This is a genomic window from Pseudoalteromonas sp. 2CM36K, from assembly GCF_023161865.1.
In the GTDB taxonomy this organism is placed as follows: domain Bacteria; phylum Pseudomonadota; class Gammaproteobacteria; order Enterobacterales; family Alteromonadaceae; genus Pseudoalteromonas; species Pseudoalteromonas tetraodonis.
In genome coordinates this window covers 58,209-72,130 of sequence record NZ_JALNTK010000001.1, presented here as the reverse complement: position 1 = coordinate 72,130, position 13,922 = coordinate 58,209, and the positions used below count along the sequence as shown (strand labels likewise).

General features: G+C 40.2%; 11 protein-coding genes and 1 riboswitch. Of the genes, 4 read left to right on the top strand and 7 right to left on the bottom strand.

Annotated elements, in window-relative coordinates; translation table 11 throughout:
- The first annotated feature begins 46 nt into the window (after positions 1-46).
- The gene (locus MTN97_RS00340; protein ID WP_248473295.1) at positions 47-1,243 is read left to right on the top strand and encodes an HD-GYP domain-containing protein; all 1,197 of its coding nucleotides are present in this window, start codon (positions 47-49) and stop codon (positions 1,241-1,243) included.
- A gap of 7 nt (positions 1,244-1,250) precedes the next feature.
- Here MTN97_RS00340 and MTN97_RS00335 read toward each other — a convergent pair whose 3' ends face one another.
- The 6 genes from MTN97_RS00335 to MTN97_RS00310 all read right to left on the bottom strand — a co-directional run bounded on the left by MTN97_RS00335 (position 1,251) and on the right by MTN97_RS00310 (position 6,652).
- Positions 1,251-2,258 (bottom strand): general secretion pathway protein GspB, encoded by a 1,008-nt coding sequence (locus tag MTN97_RS00335; protein WP_248473293.1) that lies wholly within the window; start codon positions 2,256-2,258, stop codon positions 1,251-1,253.
- Positions 2,259-2,269: 11 nt separating this feature from the next.
- The gene (locus MTN97_RS00330; protein ID WP_248473291.1) at positions 2,270-3,187 is read right to left on the bottom strand and encodes an ExeA family protein; all 918 of its coding nucleotides are present in this window, start codon (positions 3,185-3,187) and stop codon (positions 2,270-2,272) included.
- A gap of 153 nt (positions 3,188-3,340) precedes the next feature.
- Positions 3,341-3,856, bottom strand: coding sequence for a DUF1566 domain-containing protein (locus MTN97_RS00325; RefSeq protein ID WP_016899354.1), 516 nt, complete (start codon positions 3,854-3,856; stop codon positions 3,341-3,343).
- A 10-nt stretch (positions 3,857-3,866) separates the two neighbouring features.
- On the bottom strand, positions 3,867-5,513 hold the full coding sequence (locus MTN97_RS00320) for a DUF1566 domain-containing protein (RefSeq protein ID WP_036979711.1): 1,647 nt from the start codon (positions 5,511-5,513) through the stop codon (positions 3,867-3,869).
- Positions 5,514-5,579: 66 nt separating this feature from the next.
- A complete protein-coding gene (locus MTN97_RS00315) occupies positions 5,580-5,912 on the bottom strand; it encodes a hypothetical protein (RefSeq protein WP_069438552.1) in 333 nt (110 codons plus the stop codon).
- A gap of 35 nt (positions 5,913-5,947) precedes the next feature.
- Positions 5,948-6,652, bottom strand: a complete 705-nt coding sequence (locus MTN97_RS00310) for a DUF2982 domain-containing protein (RefSeq protein ID WP_248473290.1) — start codon at positions 6,650-6,652, stop codon at positions 5,948-5,950.
- A gap of 248 nt (positions 6,653-6,900) precedes the next feature.
- Here MTN97_RS00310 and MTN97_RS00305 point away from each other — a divergent pair, with 248 nt between their 5' ends.
- The 3 genes from MTN97_RS00305 to msrA all read left to right on the top strand — a co-directional run bounded on the left by MTN97_RS00305 (position 6,901) and on the right by msrA (position 11,668).
- Positions 6,901-7,953 (top strand): efflux RND transporter periplasmic adaptor subunit, encoded by a 1,053-nt coding sequence (locus tag MTN97_RS00305; RefSeq protein ID WP_069438550.1) that lies wholly within the window; start codon positions 6,901-6,903, stop codon positions 7,951-7,953.
- Between the two features lie 3 nt (positions 7,954-7,956).
- The gene (locus MTN97_RS00300) at positions 7,957-11,055 is read left to right on the top strand and encodes an efflux RND transporter permease subunit (RefSeq protein ID WP_248473288.1); all 3,099 of its coding nucleotides are present in this window, start codon (positions 7,957-7,959) and stop codon (positions 11,053-11,055) included.
- A gap of 76 nt (positions 11,056-11,131) precedes the next feature.
- Positions 11,132-11,668: a peptide-methionine (S)-S-oxide reductase MsrA gene (msrA, locus tag MTN97_RS00295; RefSeq protein WP_248473287.1), complete on the top strand. Its 537-nt coding sequence runs from the start codon at positions 11,132-11,134 to the stop codon at positions 11,666-11,668.
- A 56-nt stretch (positions 11,669-11,724) separates the two neighbouring features.
- Here the strand turns inward: msrA and MTN97_RS00290 are convergent, their stop codons facing one another.
- Positions 11,725-13,551 carry a TonB-dependent receptor domain-containing protein gene (locus MTN97_RS00290; RefSeq protein ID WP_248473284.1) on the bottom strand — a complete coding sequence of 609 codons (1,827 nt, stop codon included), beginning with the start codon at positions 13,549-13,551 and terminating at the stop codon, positions 11,725-11,727.
- 36 nt (positions 13,552-13,587) lie between these two features.
- Positions 13,588-13,775, bottom strand: a riboswitch (cobalamin riboswitch).
- Positions 13,776-13,922 lie beyond the last annotated feature (147 nt).

The following is a 13,922-nucleotide window of genomic DNA, read 5'->3' as shown; positions in this document are numbered from 1 at the left end:
TTTATTTGTTACTTTCACTAATCATATTTGTTAATTAGAGTTCACTTTGAAAACCATTCCGACTACACAGCTAAAACCTGGTATGTTTGTACAAAAAGTTGTTAAGCAAACTGGCAATATTAGAATAAAAAACCAAGGCTGGGTTAAAACTCAAAGTGGAATTGATAAATTAATAAAATCTGGCATTTTAAAGGTTGAAATCGATCCTGATAAAATGCTCACCTCTGAAGAACCTGAAACACAACCAACGCCTGCAACTAAGCACGAAATCAAAAAGCGCGATCCATGGTTAATAACCCACAGCGCTGAGCAAGAAATGAATAAAGCTAAAAAGCTTTACGATGAAGCAAAAAACTTACAAACCAAAGCATTTGGCGATATAGAATCTGGCCGCACTGTTGATGTTGCTCCTTTTAGGGAGCTGGCTAGCGGGTTTATTGACTCCGTCTTTAGAAATCAAGATGCGCTGGCGTGCATTACGCAAATGCGCCAAAAAGATGCCTATTTATTAGAGCACTCGATAAATGTGTCTATTTTAATGAGTATTTTTGCAAAACATCTCAATATTGAAAAACCAATCATTGAAGAACTTGCAACAGGTGCCCTATTGCATGATATGGGAAAAATAAAAATACCTGACGCGATTCTCAACAAACCAGGTCGCTATAGTGACGAAGAATTTAAAGTGATGCAAAACCATGCGCGCTTTAGCAAAAAAATACTAGAAGACGCAGGATTAACGGGGATTGCTGTTGATATCGCAGGTATGCACCATGAGCGCTTAGATGGTAAAGGCTACCCCTTTGGTAAGAAAGGCGATGAAATAAGCAAATACGTTCGTATGGCCTCTATTGTTGATGTATATGATGCATTAACCGCTGAACGCGTTTATAAAGCGGGTATGGAGCCAATTAAGGCGTTTAAAATATTAAAACAAGGTTGCCCAGATAGCTTTGATGGCGTGCTGCTGAATAAGTTTATTCAATGCATTGGTATTCACCCTGTGGGCACGCTGGTAAAACTTTCCAGCCAAAAAGTGGGGCTGGTGACCCAAAGTAACCCTGCAACACCATTAAAACCAGTCGTAAAAACGTTTTTTAATGCCAAACATGGGCGTTACACTGAAGTTCAAGATATTGACTTATCAAGCAAAAGAACACAAGACACGCTTGAGTCAGCAATAAAACCCAAAGAGTATAATATAGATTTAGAGGGCTTTTATAAGCACTCTATCTTTAGTTAATTGGCCACTATTGTGGCCAATCTTGCAGGGCTTTTAAGCTAAACTCATAGCCATCAAAATCAAGTACGCTCTGATCCGGCGCTATTTCTAACACCTTCAACGCACCAATAGACTCCCCCTCATATAGCTCTCTGCCATTGAGCTTTATCCAGCGTTTATCCGCCGCTGAAGAATAAATGTGCGCCTGATATTTAATGCTTGGCAACATACTTTGTAGGCCATCAGGAAGTAGCTCAACGGGTTGTACTCGTGATGAATGACGAGAGCCTTGAGTTACTTCGTAGTCGGCTGTTGTTTCTGTGTCATTAACGGCTTGCGCAAACGCATTTTTCAGCGTGTCGGGAACCGTATCTAGTTCAGCGGTTGATTCTGGCTGGGCAGGCACATTTTGATTAAGTGGTTTACCTAACACTTTGTATTTACTCAACTCATCGGCACTGAGTGTTCTTTTCGTTGATTGAGTTGGTACACTTTGCGGTTGGTTGCTCGGTGATTGAAAACTAGATGAAACGTTACTCTGCGCCGAGAAATTTTGCGTTTGCCCTTGAGACGCTTGATTAACGCTCATAGGTAAATATTGCCCTTGTGGCGTAAGCAACATTTGCTGTACACCCGTTGGGGTTTGTACATAAACCAATTGCCCTGCCAGTGGCACAGAATTGTTAGGCGCAGTTGTAACAAGGGGCGTTTGAGGGGTTGTTACTGCTTGAGCAACCGTTTTTTTTACTTCCTCTGGGCTTGTTGGTTTTTCTACTACTGCTGAGTCTTTTTGACTAAGGTCATTTTGAACAACCTCATTTTTTACGGCTACATTTTCTTGTTGCAGCCACTTACCGACAAAAAAGCCACTGGTCAATATACCCGTTGCCAATAAACTTCCTGCGAGTAAAAAACTAATTCGACGATAGGCCATCAACTGGCGTTGCTGTTTTAATTGTTGCGCTTGCAAGTCATATTGCTCTGCGCTCATGGTATCGTGCTTTGACTGCTTTAACGCATCTAATAAATAAGACATGAATCACCTAACTAAAGAATAAATGACAGGCCAATTCCTGCACCAAAAAGCATTAACGCAGCAGCACTATAAGGCCAAATAGAACCTGTTTTACTCTCCTTATTATTTGTAACAATAAAGTCGATAGGTAAAGATTCACTCGCCGCTTGCTTAACAATATCACTGCCAACAATTTCTTGCTGTTTGGAAAATGCCCCTACTAATGCGCGTTCACACACCAGGTTCATTAATCGTGGCACGCCGCCTGTGAGCTGATGCACCATTTGCATCGCTTCCATTGAAAATATTTTCTTGTCACAACCTGCAATATGTAGCCGATGTTGAATATAAGCAATGGTTTGCCCTGGTGTTAGCGCTAACAAGTGATACCTAGCAGTAATACGCTGTGCCAGCTGTCTTAACTCATTTCGCTTTAGAAGTACCTGTAACTCAGGCTGCCCTACTAATACTATTTGTAATAACTTTTTATGGTCGGTTTCGATATTGGTTAATAAGCGAAGTTGTTCAAGCACATCGGGGGCAAGTAGCTGTGCTTCATCAATAATTAAAATAGTATGCCCCCCCGCTTTATTATTAAACTCGAGGTGCTTTTTAATCACATCCGTTAGACTCTTCAGCGTGGCATTTTTGGCGTCGTAAGTTATTTGTAATTCATCGCAAATACTGGCTAACAGTTCAAGTTCTGATAAGGCAGGATTATAGATCATGGCTACTTGGGTATTTTCAGGCAGTCGCTCTAACATACTACGTGTTATGGTGGTTTTACCCGTACCCACTTCACCAGTTAACAGCACAAAGCCACCGTCTTCACCTAGTCCATAGGTAAGGTGTGCTAATGCTTCTTTGTGGCGTTCACTTAAAAATAAGTAGTGGGGATTAGGCGAAATTGAGAATGGCTTTTCTTGTAAACCAAAATAGCTTAAATACACCTTTATAGTCCTTGGTCGTTAATTCACGGCCTATAATGGCAAAAAAATAGCCTAGGTGACAACTACAACCAGGCTTTATTATTAAAATAGTGTAAATAAAAAGGCTAACCGTAAATAAAAGAGCATTTTTAGATTCGCTAATATATTAATTAACTACTTCTCATAGCGTACTAGGCGTAAATATACGTTACTTGTTTTAGCATGTAAGCTATTTAAACCACTGGAAAATTGATAAACCCATGCCGAATTTATATTGCTAATACCCGAGGTATTAGACCAATAATTTTGCGACTGCGTTGCTAAAAAAATACCCGCATTAATACTTGGATCGGTACAACGGTGATCTACTATACTAGCTAACTCTTTAATACTCGGCACTTGCCAGTCGTTATAATTTGCCGTGGTGTCATTCAGTGCGCCTTTAAGTGAGGCCTGCCAGTTTAATGGTTGAGTATCACCATCGCAGCTAGTTGTTTCGCTATTATAAACTTGACCATAGTTACAGCGCTGCCACATTAGCCCTGTTTTAGTATCTGACACAGTGCCATCAATATTAATCACAAATCGGTCGGTATCATCGCTAGTCGCTACCTCTTCATAACACTGCTGCGCTGCAAGTGACTGGCATAATCCCAAGGCTAATAACATAGAGACTTTAATTAATTTCATAATAATCACCTTAACGATTTCTAACTAAGCGCACGTAAGCGGTATTATCTTTTGGATAGGCTAAATCATTGCCATCCATCATATCGATAGTGTAAGCCTGAGATAAACTGGCACCATCAACCGCGGTCTGTGAGGTCCAGTAACGTAAATGCCCTACACTGTTAGTCGATGGTGTATTAGGAAAAAATGCAGTATCTATCAATACATTTTGCCCTTGTTTACCGTAATCAATTAAGCCTAACAACTCAGTATAAGTAGGTAAACGCCAATTACTGCCGCCACAAAAATCAAGCGCATTAACTTCATCAATATAGGTTTGTAAGCCACAATCAGTATTGCTCGGACATGTGGTATTATCACTACCCGCTACATCGCCACTATTGACAGTCCCTTGCCAAATATAGCGGTTTTGTCCATCTCGTAAAGTGGTATTTGGTAACACACCGGAATAAGGGCTTTTCACTTCCCAAACAAGGCCGGTAGTATTATCACGAATACAGCTAAAGTTTTGCGCATCATCGAGAAGCTCATCGGCAAACTCATTAAGCTTGGTGTAATCAAAAGCCAGATTCCCTTTACCCACTTTACCTAAACGATTGGCAAAACTATCGCGCCCAAGATCAGCATCTTGAGCTGGAAATTCATCATTATTACAGTTAATTCGCTGAGTATTGTTATAACACTCTCCTACCCCTGTATCATTTATTAACCCAAGCGCTTTGGGTGTTACATCAATAAATACGGTATCTGTGTCGGTGCGCCCTTTTAAGTCCATAACTTGTACTTCAAAGCTAAGCGTTGCATTTAAATCAATATCAGAGGCAAAAAAGCTGGCAGTACATGACTGTGATTCAATCAGGGTTTCTGCATTACCGGTAAGTTGTTGCCACATACATTGATAAGATTGAGTTGCCGCTTCGCTTGCAGTGGCATCTAAAATAACCTTATCAAACTCTTCTACTGTTTGATTAGCGCCTGCATCGGCAATAATCACTTGAGCTGTTTTATTAAGGGTCATATCAAATTGTGATGCAGATACTCCGCCCTCATCATCTGTTACGGTGAGCTGCCATTTTAAGTTGGTGTTATTTTCTAATAATGGATGAGAAAAACTAAGCGTTGGATTGGTATAGCTATCAATTGTTAAATCCGGCCCTGACAATAATTGCCACAAATAACTGCTAATTTCGCCATTTTCATCTGGGTCTGTGGAAGTTAAACCACTAAGAGTTACAGTATCCTTATAAACTGAGGGCAAGTTTGCAGGAGCAACTTGAGTAACAACAGCAAGAGGAAGCTGATTATTAGAGGCAATGAAAACACTCAAGTCGTCATTCACTAAGCTGCCATCTGAGGTTTGATAGCTAACTCTTAATACCAGTTCACTGTCAGACTTTACATCTGGTGCAGTAATGGTTTGTTCAGCCCCTTCAAGCGGAAACACATCTATAATAGGGCCACTTACACGCTGCCAAGTAAATGTACCATCTGCAGGAGAGCCTTTTGCAGAAATAGTAAACTCTGATTTTTCTACAACTTGAAGATCGTTACCTGCAAATACTGATGTTTTTATATCACTGTTATCAGCACCGCCTCCCCCTCCGCATGCAGCCAAAAGCAAACATGACATAAGTGGTATTAACGAAATTGCTTTCATACTCAGCACCTTTTTGTCTTAAAATTATCTAATAAAACTATTAAGCAAAAAAAATGCCATTATAAATTATAAATAACTATCTTGATGAATACGAACAAATAATTTAGTGCCAACTTTACTGTAATCTACTTTATATTCGCGGCCATCTAAGGATTGAATAAACAACAATTGTTTTTCTTCGCTAAATACATCAGCACTTGTAATATAAACAACATCGAGGTAACGCTCTTTTGCATCTCGGCGGTTTTTTGGCAGTTCTTCTTTAAATGGCTCAAGACCATTGCTTGTTACTTTAATTTTAGGGTGAGTCTCACCATTAACAATCACTAAATCTAGTTTTCTGTCTTTATGTATTATGGTGTTTCGACCACTTTTAATGAAAGATCTGTTTTGGCTCATAGTTATTCCTAATCCCGCAGTGAGTGCTTATATTATTATTCACACTGCGACTTTATAAACTGAGAGGGATCGCGCTTCCATTTATTTAAATTTGCGCTAAATTCCCAAATATCACTTTCTATTACACTCGCTGGTAACAGTAAGTCATACCCTGTTAAAAGCTGAAGATGCTTAGCCCTATTAGCAAACATCGCTATGAGCCCATTATAGTCAATTCCTTTTTTTGACCTATATTTATTATCTTCAACTAACCATTCTGATGGGCAATGCCCATTTTTGCAATTTTTTTGAACAACTTGCATAAAGAAGTGTCGCTGCTCTATCAACAATTTACCCGCAATTCTTGGAGCTAAAGCAGACAAGAATGAATCTATATCATTTAACTTAATACCAATCGCATTAAGCTCAAGGTAATCAATGCCATTATCAACATTAGGTATACCACAATGGTGCAAATTCTCTGGGTGTAAATGCCATTGTCCATACTTATGCTGATATATTAATTGCTGCTCAGTTAAAATAATACTATAAAAAGGTTCTTGTGTTTTAAAAAAGCCAATTAAAATTGCAGCAATACATAAACTTACTAAAAAAGTTTCGATAATACTTATTTCGCCTGGGCGTAATAAATTAAACAGCATGATAATAATCAAGCCAATGCTGCCGACCACTAATATTTCAATTCCATTTTTAGCGCCTTGCGCTCGGTATTTTAGTATTTGTTTATTTATATTAGCCATACTGAAAAAAACGCCATATAAAATATAAACATAATAATAGCCCACAATACTAACTTTCTCAGCGTTAAACAGCGTTTGCATGATGTTTTAAAGCTCATCAATTAACTCCCATTATTACTGTTAAATATGCGCAATGACTAAGTATCAGTTATTTTTACGCTTAACGCACAAATTAATGAGATACATAACCGCCTTTTTTTGTCCTGATTTCGTACAATACTTATAATCTATTTTCAGGTATGAAAACAATGCACTCTAAACAATCAGGTAAAGCCTTATTTCCATTTATTATTTCGTTACTAATAATTTTTAGCGTTTATTTGTATTTTCCTGCATCACAGGGCGAGCAAGCCAATTACTCGGCAATGACAACGCAAGTCTCTGCCCACACGGTAAGATCGCAAGAAAACGCAATTATGATTGAAGCCATTGGCAGTGCTCGTGCTAATCAGGCTATCTACATTAAAAGCGCCCAAAACGATTATGTCACTAGCATTTACTTTGAAGATGGCGACTTGGTCAGCAAAGGACAAAAATTAGTACAACTGCAAAACCAACAAGAACAATTTGCAGTAAAAGAACTTAGCATTAATTTACAAGAAGAAAAACGTCAATTAGCCAGACTAACCGAGCTTTCTCGCTCGCAAGCGACGGCCAAGTCATTGCTTGAAGAACAACTCGCTCGCGTTGATGCCAGCGAAGCACAACTTGAAAGTGCTAAAACCAAACTCAATGAAATGGCCATCACCGCGCCTTTTTCTGGGTTACTGGGGAAGCGCGAAATATCGGTGGGTGCTTATGTCAATAACAGTACCGTGATCACAACCCTCGATGACATTAGTATTATAAAAGTTGATTTTAAAGTGCCTGAAAAGTATTTAGCTCAATTGAAAAACGGAATGATTGTTCGCACTCAAAACGATGCTTACCCTGATCAAACCTTCAGCGGTAAAGTAACCCATATAAGCTCACGTATCGACTCAATCACTCGCAGTGTAGAAGTAACAGCAAGTTTTGCTAATAAATCGGGTTTACTTCGCCCTGGTATGCTACTTAAAACAGCACTAGAGCTAAGCAGCAATCAAGCGCTGATGGTCCCTGAAAAGGCCATTATTCCTCTGCAAGATAAACATTACGTTTTTCAAATTGAAGATGGCATAGCAAATCGTAAAGAAGTACATGTTGCAAGTAGAAACAATGGCTGGGTAGCGATAGACAAAGGGTTAAGTAATGGCGAGCAGATTGTTACCGAGGGAATAATCAAAATCCGCTCTGGTAGTAAAGTAAGCGTTAAGGGGTAACACGTGAAAATTACCGATACTAGCGTCAAACGCCCCGTTTTTGCGATTGTTATTAACTTACTGTTACTCACTTTTGGCTTAGTTGCTTTTAGCATGTTGCCTTTGCGTGAGTATCCAGATATTGAAACACCGATTGTCAATATTAGTACTGAATATACCGGTGCATCTGCCGAAATTATTGAAACAAAAATAACCCAAGTTATCGAAAACCGTATTTCGGGTATTGAAGGTATTAAAAGTATTAACTCATCGAGTCGTAATGGCCGCTCAAACATTACCATTGAGTTTAATATTAGCCGCGACATAGATGATGCCTCCAACGATGTGCGTGAACGTGTTGCGCGTGCACTTGATAGCCTACCCGAACAAGTACGTCCTCCTGAAGTATCAAAATCAAATAGTGACGAAAGCCCTATCGCGTGGTTTGTACTTAACAGCGAAACCATGGATTCATTGCAACTTTCTGATTATGCACAGCGTTTTATTGTAGACCGATTAGCCGTTGTTGATGGCGTATCGAATGTGCGCATTGGGGGGGAGCGAAAGTATGCCATGAAAGTATGGCTTAACCGCCAAGCGATGGCCGCCCGTGGTATTACCTCCAGTGATATTGAGCAAACACTGCGTAGTGAAAATGTAGAACTTCCGGCCGGTGAAATTGAATCAGTTGATCGTGATTTTACCGTTCGCACTGCCCGCAGCTATAAAAACCAACGTGATTTTCAAAACCTAGTTATTAAACGAGGTGAAGATGGTTATTTAGTGCGTCTAGGCGAAGTGGCTGACGTAAAACTAGAAGCCGCCGATGATGAAAGTTTATTCCGAGGTAATGGCCGTAATATGATTGGTATGGGTATTGTTAAACAAGCCAAAGCCAATACCCTAACTGTGGTTGATAACGCCCGCAGTGAACTGGAAAAAATAAAACGTAATTTACCTGAAGGCACCACCATAGAAGACAGTTATGATTCTTCGGTATTTATTAAAGAGTCAATTAATGAGGTTTATAAAACTTTAGCAATTTCTATGGGGTTAGTCGTGCTTATTATCTTTATATTTTTAGGTAACATTCGCGCCACTCTTATTCCCGCGGTCACAGTACCGGTCGCTCTAGTCAGTAGTTTTATGTTTTTATTAGCAATGGGTTATTCAATTAACTTATTAACGCTACTAGCACTGGTGTTAGCAATAGGCTTAGTGGTCGATGATGCCATTGTAATGCTAGAGAACATTCACCGCCGCATAGAACTTGGGGAGCCGCCTTTATTGGCAGCTTATCGCGGCGCACGTGAGGTGGGCTTTGCAATTATAGCCACCACCTTAGTGCTTATATCCGTGTTTGTACCATTAGTGTTTATGGAAGGACGAATTGGCGCACTATTTACAGAGTTTGCTATGGCGGTAAGTGCTGCCGTGTTTTTCTCCAGCATTACTGCATTAACACTCTCTCCGGCGCTGTGTTCAAAAGTGTTAAAAGCATCTGAAAAAGAAAGTAAGTTTAGCCAAGTTATGGACCGTTTTTTTACTAAATTAGAAAATGGATACCGTAACGCTTTAGCGTCAAACATGACCCGTAAATGGGGCTTAATGCTGAGCTTAGTTTTGGCTGGGTTTGTTAGTTATTCATTATTTTTACAAATACCCTCAGAGCTCACGCCAAAAGAAGACCGTGGCACTTTCTTTGTGCTTATGAATGGCCCTGAAGGCGCTAGTTATGAGAATAATGCCGCCAATATGGCAAAAATTGAAGAGCGCTTAATGCCTTATTCTGAATCTGGCGAACTAAGTCGAGTGCTTGTACGAGTCCCTGGTTGGGGTGGCAGTGGCGGCGTGGCTATTGTTGGCATGGCTGATTGGGATAAACGCAAACGCTCAACATGGGAAGTCATGGATGAAATAAGCGGCAAAATGCAAGAGGTCACCGATGTCCGTGCATTTGCTATTATGCGCCGTGGTATTGGCGGAGGTGGTTCATCTCGCCCTATTGAATTTGTTTTGCAAGGTAATGATTATGCCCAACTTGCAGATTGGCGAGATAGAATTATTAAACGCGCTGAGAAAAACCCTGGATTAGTGCGTATTGATCATGATTATAAAGAAACCTTCCCTCAGTTTTTAGTCAGTATTGATAAAAATAAAGCCGCTGATTTAGGCGTATCAGTCTCTGATGTGGGTCGTACACTTGAAACCATGCTTGGCCAACGCCGTGTAACCACCTTTATTGACCGCGGTGAAGAATACGATGTAATTTTAAAGGGCACAAAACAAGACTTTGCCAACCCGACTGATATTTCAAATATATACCTAAAATCACGTAGCGGAGAACTTATTCCTCTTGATAGCCTTATTAGCTTAAAAGAAGAAGCCACCGCCTCGCGTTTAAACCGCTATAACCGAATGCGTGCAATTACTTTAAGTGCCAACCTCGCTGATGGTTACACGCTAGAACAAGCACTAAACTTTTTAAACAAGGTTGCCACAGAGGAAAACGACATTGATGGTGCCATTGACTATAAAGGTGAGTCGCAATTGTTTTATGAAGGTGCCTCAGCCATGACCTATGTGTTTGTGCTGGCATTGACCGTGACCTTTTTAGTGCTCGCTGCTCAGTTTGAAAGCTTTATGCATCCGCTTGTTATTATGCTCACCGTTCCACTTGGGTTAATGGGCGCTATGTTTGGCCTGTGGAGTATGGGCTTAACACTTAATATATACAGCCAAATAGGCATTGTTATGCTCATTGGGTTAAGTGCTAAAAACGGTATACTGATTGTTGAATTTATCAACCAGTTACGTGATAAAGGCGTAGAATTTAGTGAGGCTATTTTACAAGCGGCTACACAGCGTTTGCGCCCTATTATTATGACTTCCCTAACAACGGTTATGAGTGCCGTACCTTTGGTACTCGCCTCAGGGCCTGGCTCGGAAAGTAGAATGGTAATTGGTGTGGTGGTATTTACTGGCGTAACGGTTGCCACCATACTTACTCTGTTTGTAGTGCCAGCGGCCTATTACGCACTAGCGCGAAACACACAATCACCTGAGTTTTTACAACAAAAACTTGATAAGCAAGCCGCTGAAAAACCGCTTAAAGAGATCTAAGTCACTTAGAGCGTCGTAACTAGCTGTTACGGCGCTTTATTCAGTGCACATATCCCTAACAATTGAGGAAGTACTTATGAGTTCGACCACACAAGTAGCAACACTCGGCGGCGGCTGTTTTTGGTGTATTGATGCAGCATTTAGGCGTGTAAAAGGTGTACTCAGTGTTTGCTCTGGTTATACTGGTGGACATACCGATAACCCAACATACAAAACTATTTGCACTGGCAACAGTGGCCATGCAGAGGTAATTAAGGTTGAATTTGATGCCAGTGTTATCGGCTTTGAAACCTTACTCGCGATGTTTTTTACCCTACACGATGCCACACAACTAAATCGCCAAGGTAACGATATAGGCACTCAATACCGCAGCGTTGTGTATTATCATAATGAGCAACAACAAGTACAAACACAGGCAGTTATTGCAGAGCTGCAAAGTCATGTTAGCGAACCTATAGTAACTGAGGTGAGCCCAGCAACCACTTTTTACCCTGCTGAAAGTTTTCACCAAGACTACTACAATGAAAACCCAGAACAAGGCTACTGTAGTATTTTAATTGCGCAAAAATTGCACAAGTTTGAAACCGAATTTAGCGAGTTTTTAACGGAATAACACATTAAAAAGCCCGATTTAAATTCGGGCATTTATTATATGTGCTAATTCAGTAATTAAAACTCATAGCTTATACCAGCAAACAAGCGACGTTCTGGTGTATTATAGTAATACGCTTGAGCTGTTGTAGAACTTAGATGTGAATCAACGGCGTTGTACTGTTTATCGAACAGGTTTTCTACGCGAAGCGATACTTCAATATTTTGATTAACTTGATAATTACCCGCTAAATTCCATAGTGTGTAAGAGCCTAAGTGGGTTTGTGCACCTTGACGATCGCTGCGATACTGCATATCGATACGCGCATCAAAGTCACCAAACTGTTTTTTAAGCTCCCAATTAAATGTACGCTTAGCAACATTACGCAACTCTGCGCCTGTTTCTTTGTTCTGCGCACTTAAATATGCAAAATTAAGGTGACTATCAAAACCAAAAACCTGCTGAGAAAGACTAAATTCAACCCCTTCAAAGCGAGCCTCGTCAATATTAGCTAATGCAAAGTTTGCATCATAATCAATTTTATCCTCAATGTCGTTTCTAAAAATAGCGACATCAACTTGCGCAATATCAAAGTCTACATTTAAGCCAAGCTCACGGTTAACGGACTTTTCTGGTTGTAAATTAGGGTTACCAAAATCAGGGTAATATAAATCGTTAAAGGTAGGCGCTTTAAACCCTGTGCTCTGGCTTAAACGGAATGTTGCATTACTCGATAAATGATATCCCGCTGCCGCGGTATACGTTGTTTCATCACCAAACTGTTCATCATCATCTTGGCGAACAGTTAGATTAGCAAGTACCTTATCTGTATCGTAATAGGCACCTACAAATACTGCAAGCACGTCACGACTATCTTCAATAAATACTTGAGAGCTGCGCGACACATCGTCTTTATACCAGTTAATACCGCCACTAATATTTAAAGTATCATCTAAACGATATTGGCCATTGTAATCAATTTGAGTACGCTGAGTTATAAACGTACTTGTGACTGGCAGACCAGTGGAAAAATTAACATAAGTGTTATCTGAGTCATCAGTTACAAGTGCAATATCAACACCGTGAGACTGATTTTTATAGTTTTTATTCCAACCAGCAGACAATTGATAATTTTCAAAGTCATTGCGTTCAATCGTGCTATCGGCAGGACTAAAGCGACTATCGTAATCAGCAAAGCCTTCGCTGTATTGACCTAATAACTTAAAATCACCGTACTGTGCATCATTATAATTTACTTTAAAACCGAGGTTTTTGTTCTCATAACCATCTTCATCTGGCGCTACACCTTGCAATACATCAAAACCATCTGTTTTTTCAAAACCTGCATTAAATGCACTCCTCATATCGCCTGACTTTACAGAGCCTGCCATTTGATAATCTTGGTAAGCGTCTGAACCAAATGTTGCACTAACAGAAAGGTTATCTGACTCACGCGTAATAATGCTAATAACACCAGCAAGTGCATCAGAGCCATAGACAGCGGCACGTGACCCTTTAATTATTTCAATGCGTTCAATACTATTTAAAGGCACGTTACTCAATGCTTTTTGGCCAAGCGTTGCAGAACCGGTACGAACACCATCAATCAAAATTAACGTATCACCAGAGCCTGTACCACGCAAGGACACACCAGCGTTTTGACCAAAGCCGCCATTTGAGTTTATTTGAAAGCCTACCTGAGTACTTAGAAGTGTGGGTAAATCTCGGTAATTACCTTGCTCAATATCTATGCGTTCAATAACATTAACACTGGCAAGTACATTATTGATTGATTGTTCAAATTTATTTGCAGTAACGGTTATTCTTTCAATGGTTTGTTCTGCAGATGCAGAAAAAGACAGCGCAGCCGAAATAGCCACACCCAATGCAGTTTTATTTATCATGATGTTCCCTATCTCTGCCCACCGCAAAGATGTTAGTAAGTAAGATTAAATCAAGGCCGGTCTCCGGACTCAGTTACCATAATTTAATACAGCATAACTTTACCGTTGCGGGGGCAGTGTTGGGATTGACTTCATCAATGAAAACGCACCAACTTCCCGATTATCCTACTAAAAAAATCACATCATTGAAGTGTTTAGCAAGCACCTTGAAAATAGGCTGCTATTGTTATCTGTTTACTAAAAAAAGTCAACGGACGTCTAAACATCTAAAAACCCAAGGATTCAGGGTTCGGTGTTCGGTGTTCGGTGTTCGGTGTTCGGTGTTCGGTGTTCGGTGTTCGGTGTTCGGTGTTCGGTGTTCGGTGTTCGGT

What these genes read in the sequence shown, in the direction of transcription:
- msrA (WP_248473287.1), top strand. Translation starts at nt 11,132, where the DNA reads ATGAGTTCGACCACACAAGTAGCAACACTCGGCGGCGGCTGTTTTTGG.
- MTN97_RS00310 (WP_248473290.1), bottom strand. Translation starts at nt 6,652, where the DNA reads ATGGCTAATATAAATAAACAAATACTAAAATACCGAGCGCAAGGCGCT.
- MTN97_RS00335 (WP_248473293.1), bottom strand. Translation starts at nt 2,258, where the DNA reads ATGTCTTATTTATTAGATGCGTTAAAGCAGTCAAAGCACGATACCATG.
- MTN97_RS00320 (WP_036979711.1), bottom strand. Translation starts at nt 5,513, where the DNA reads ATGAAAGCAATTTCGTTAATACCACTTATGTCATGTTTGCTTTTGGCT.
- MTN97_RS00325 (WP_016899354.1), bottom strand. Translation starts at nt 3,856, where the DNA reads ATGAAATTAATTAAAGTCTCTATGTTATTAGCCTTGGGATTATGCCAG.
- MTN97_RS00290 (WP_248473284.1), bottom strand. Translation starts at nt 13,551, where the DNA reads ATGATAAATAAAACTGCATTGGGTGTGGCTATTTCGGCTGCGCTGTCT.
- MTN97_RS00315 (WP_069438552.1), bottom strand. Translation starts at nt 5,912, where the DNA reads ATGAGCCAAAACAGATCTTTCATTAAAAGTGGTCGAAACACCATAATA.
- MTN97_RS00305 (WP_069438550.1), top strand. Translation starts at nt 6,901, where the DNA reads ATGCACTCTAAACAATCAGGTAAAGCCTTATTTCCATTTATTATTTCG.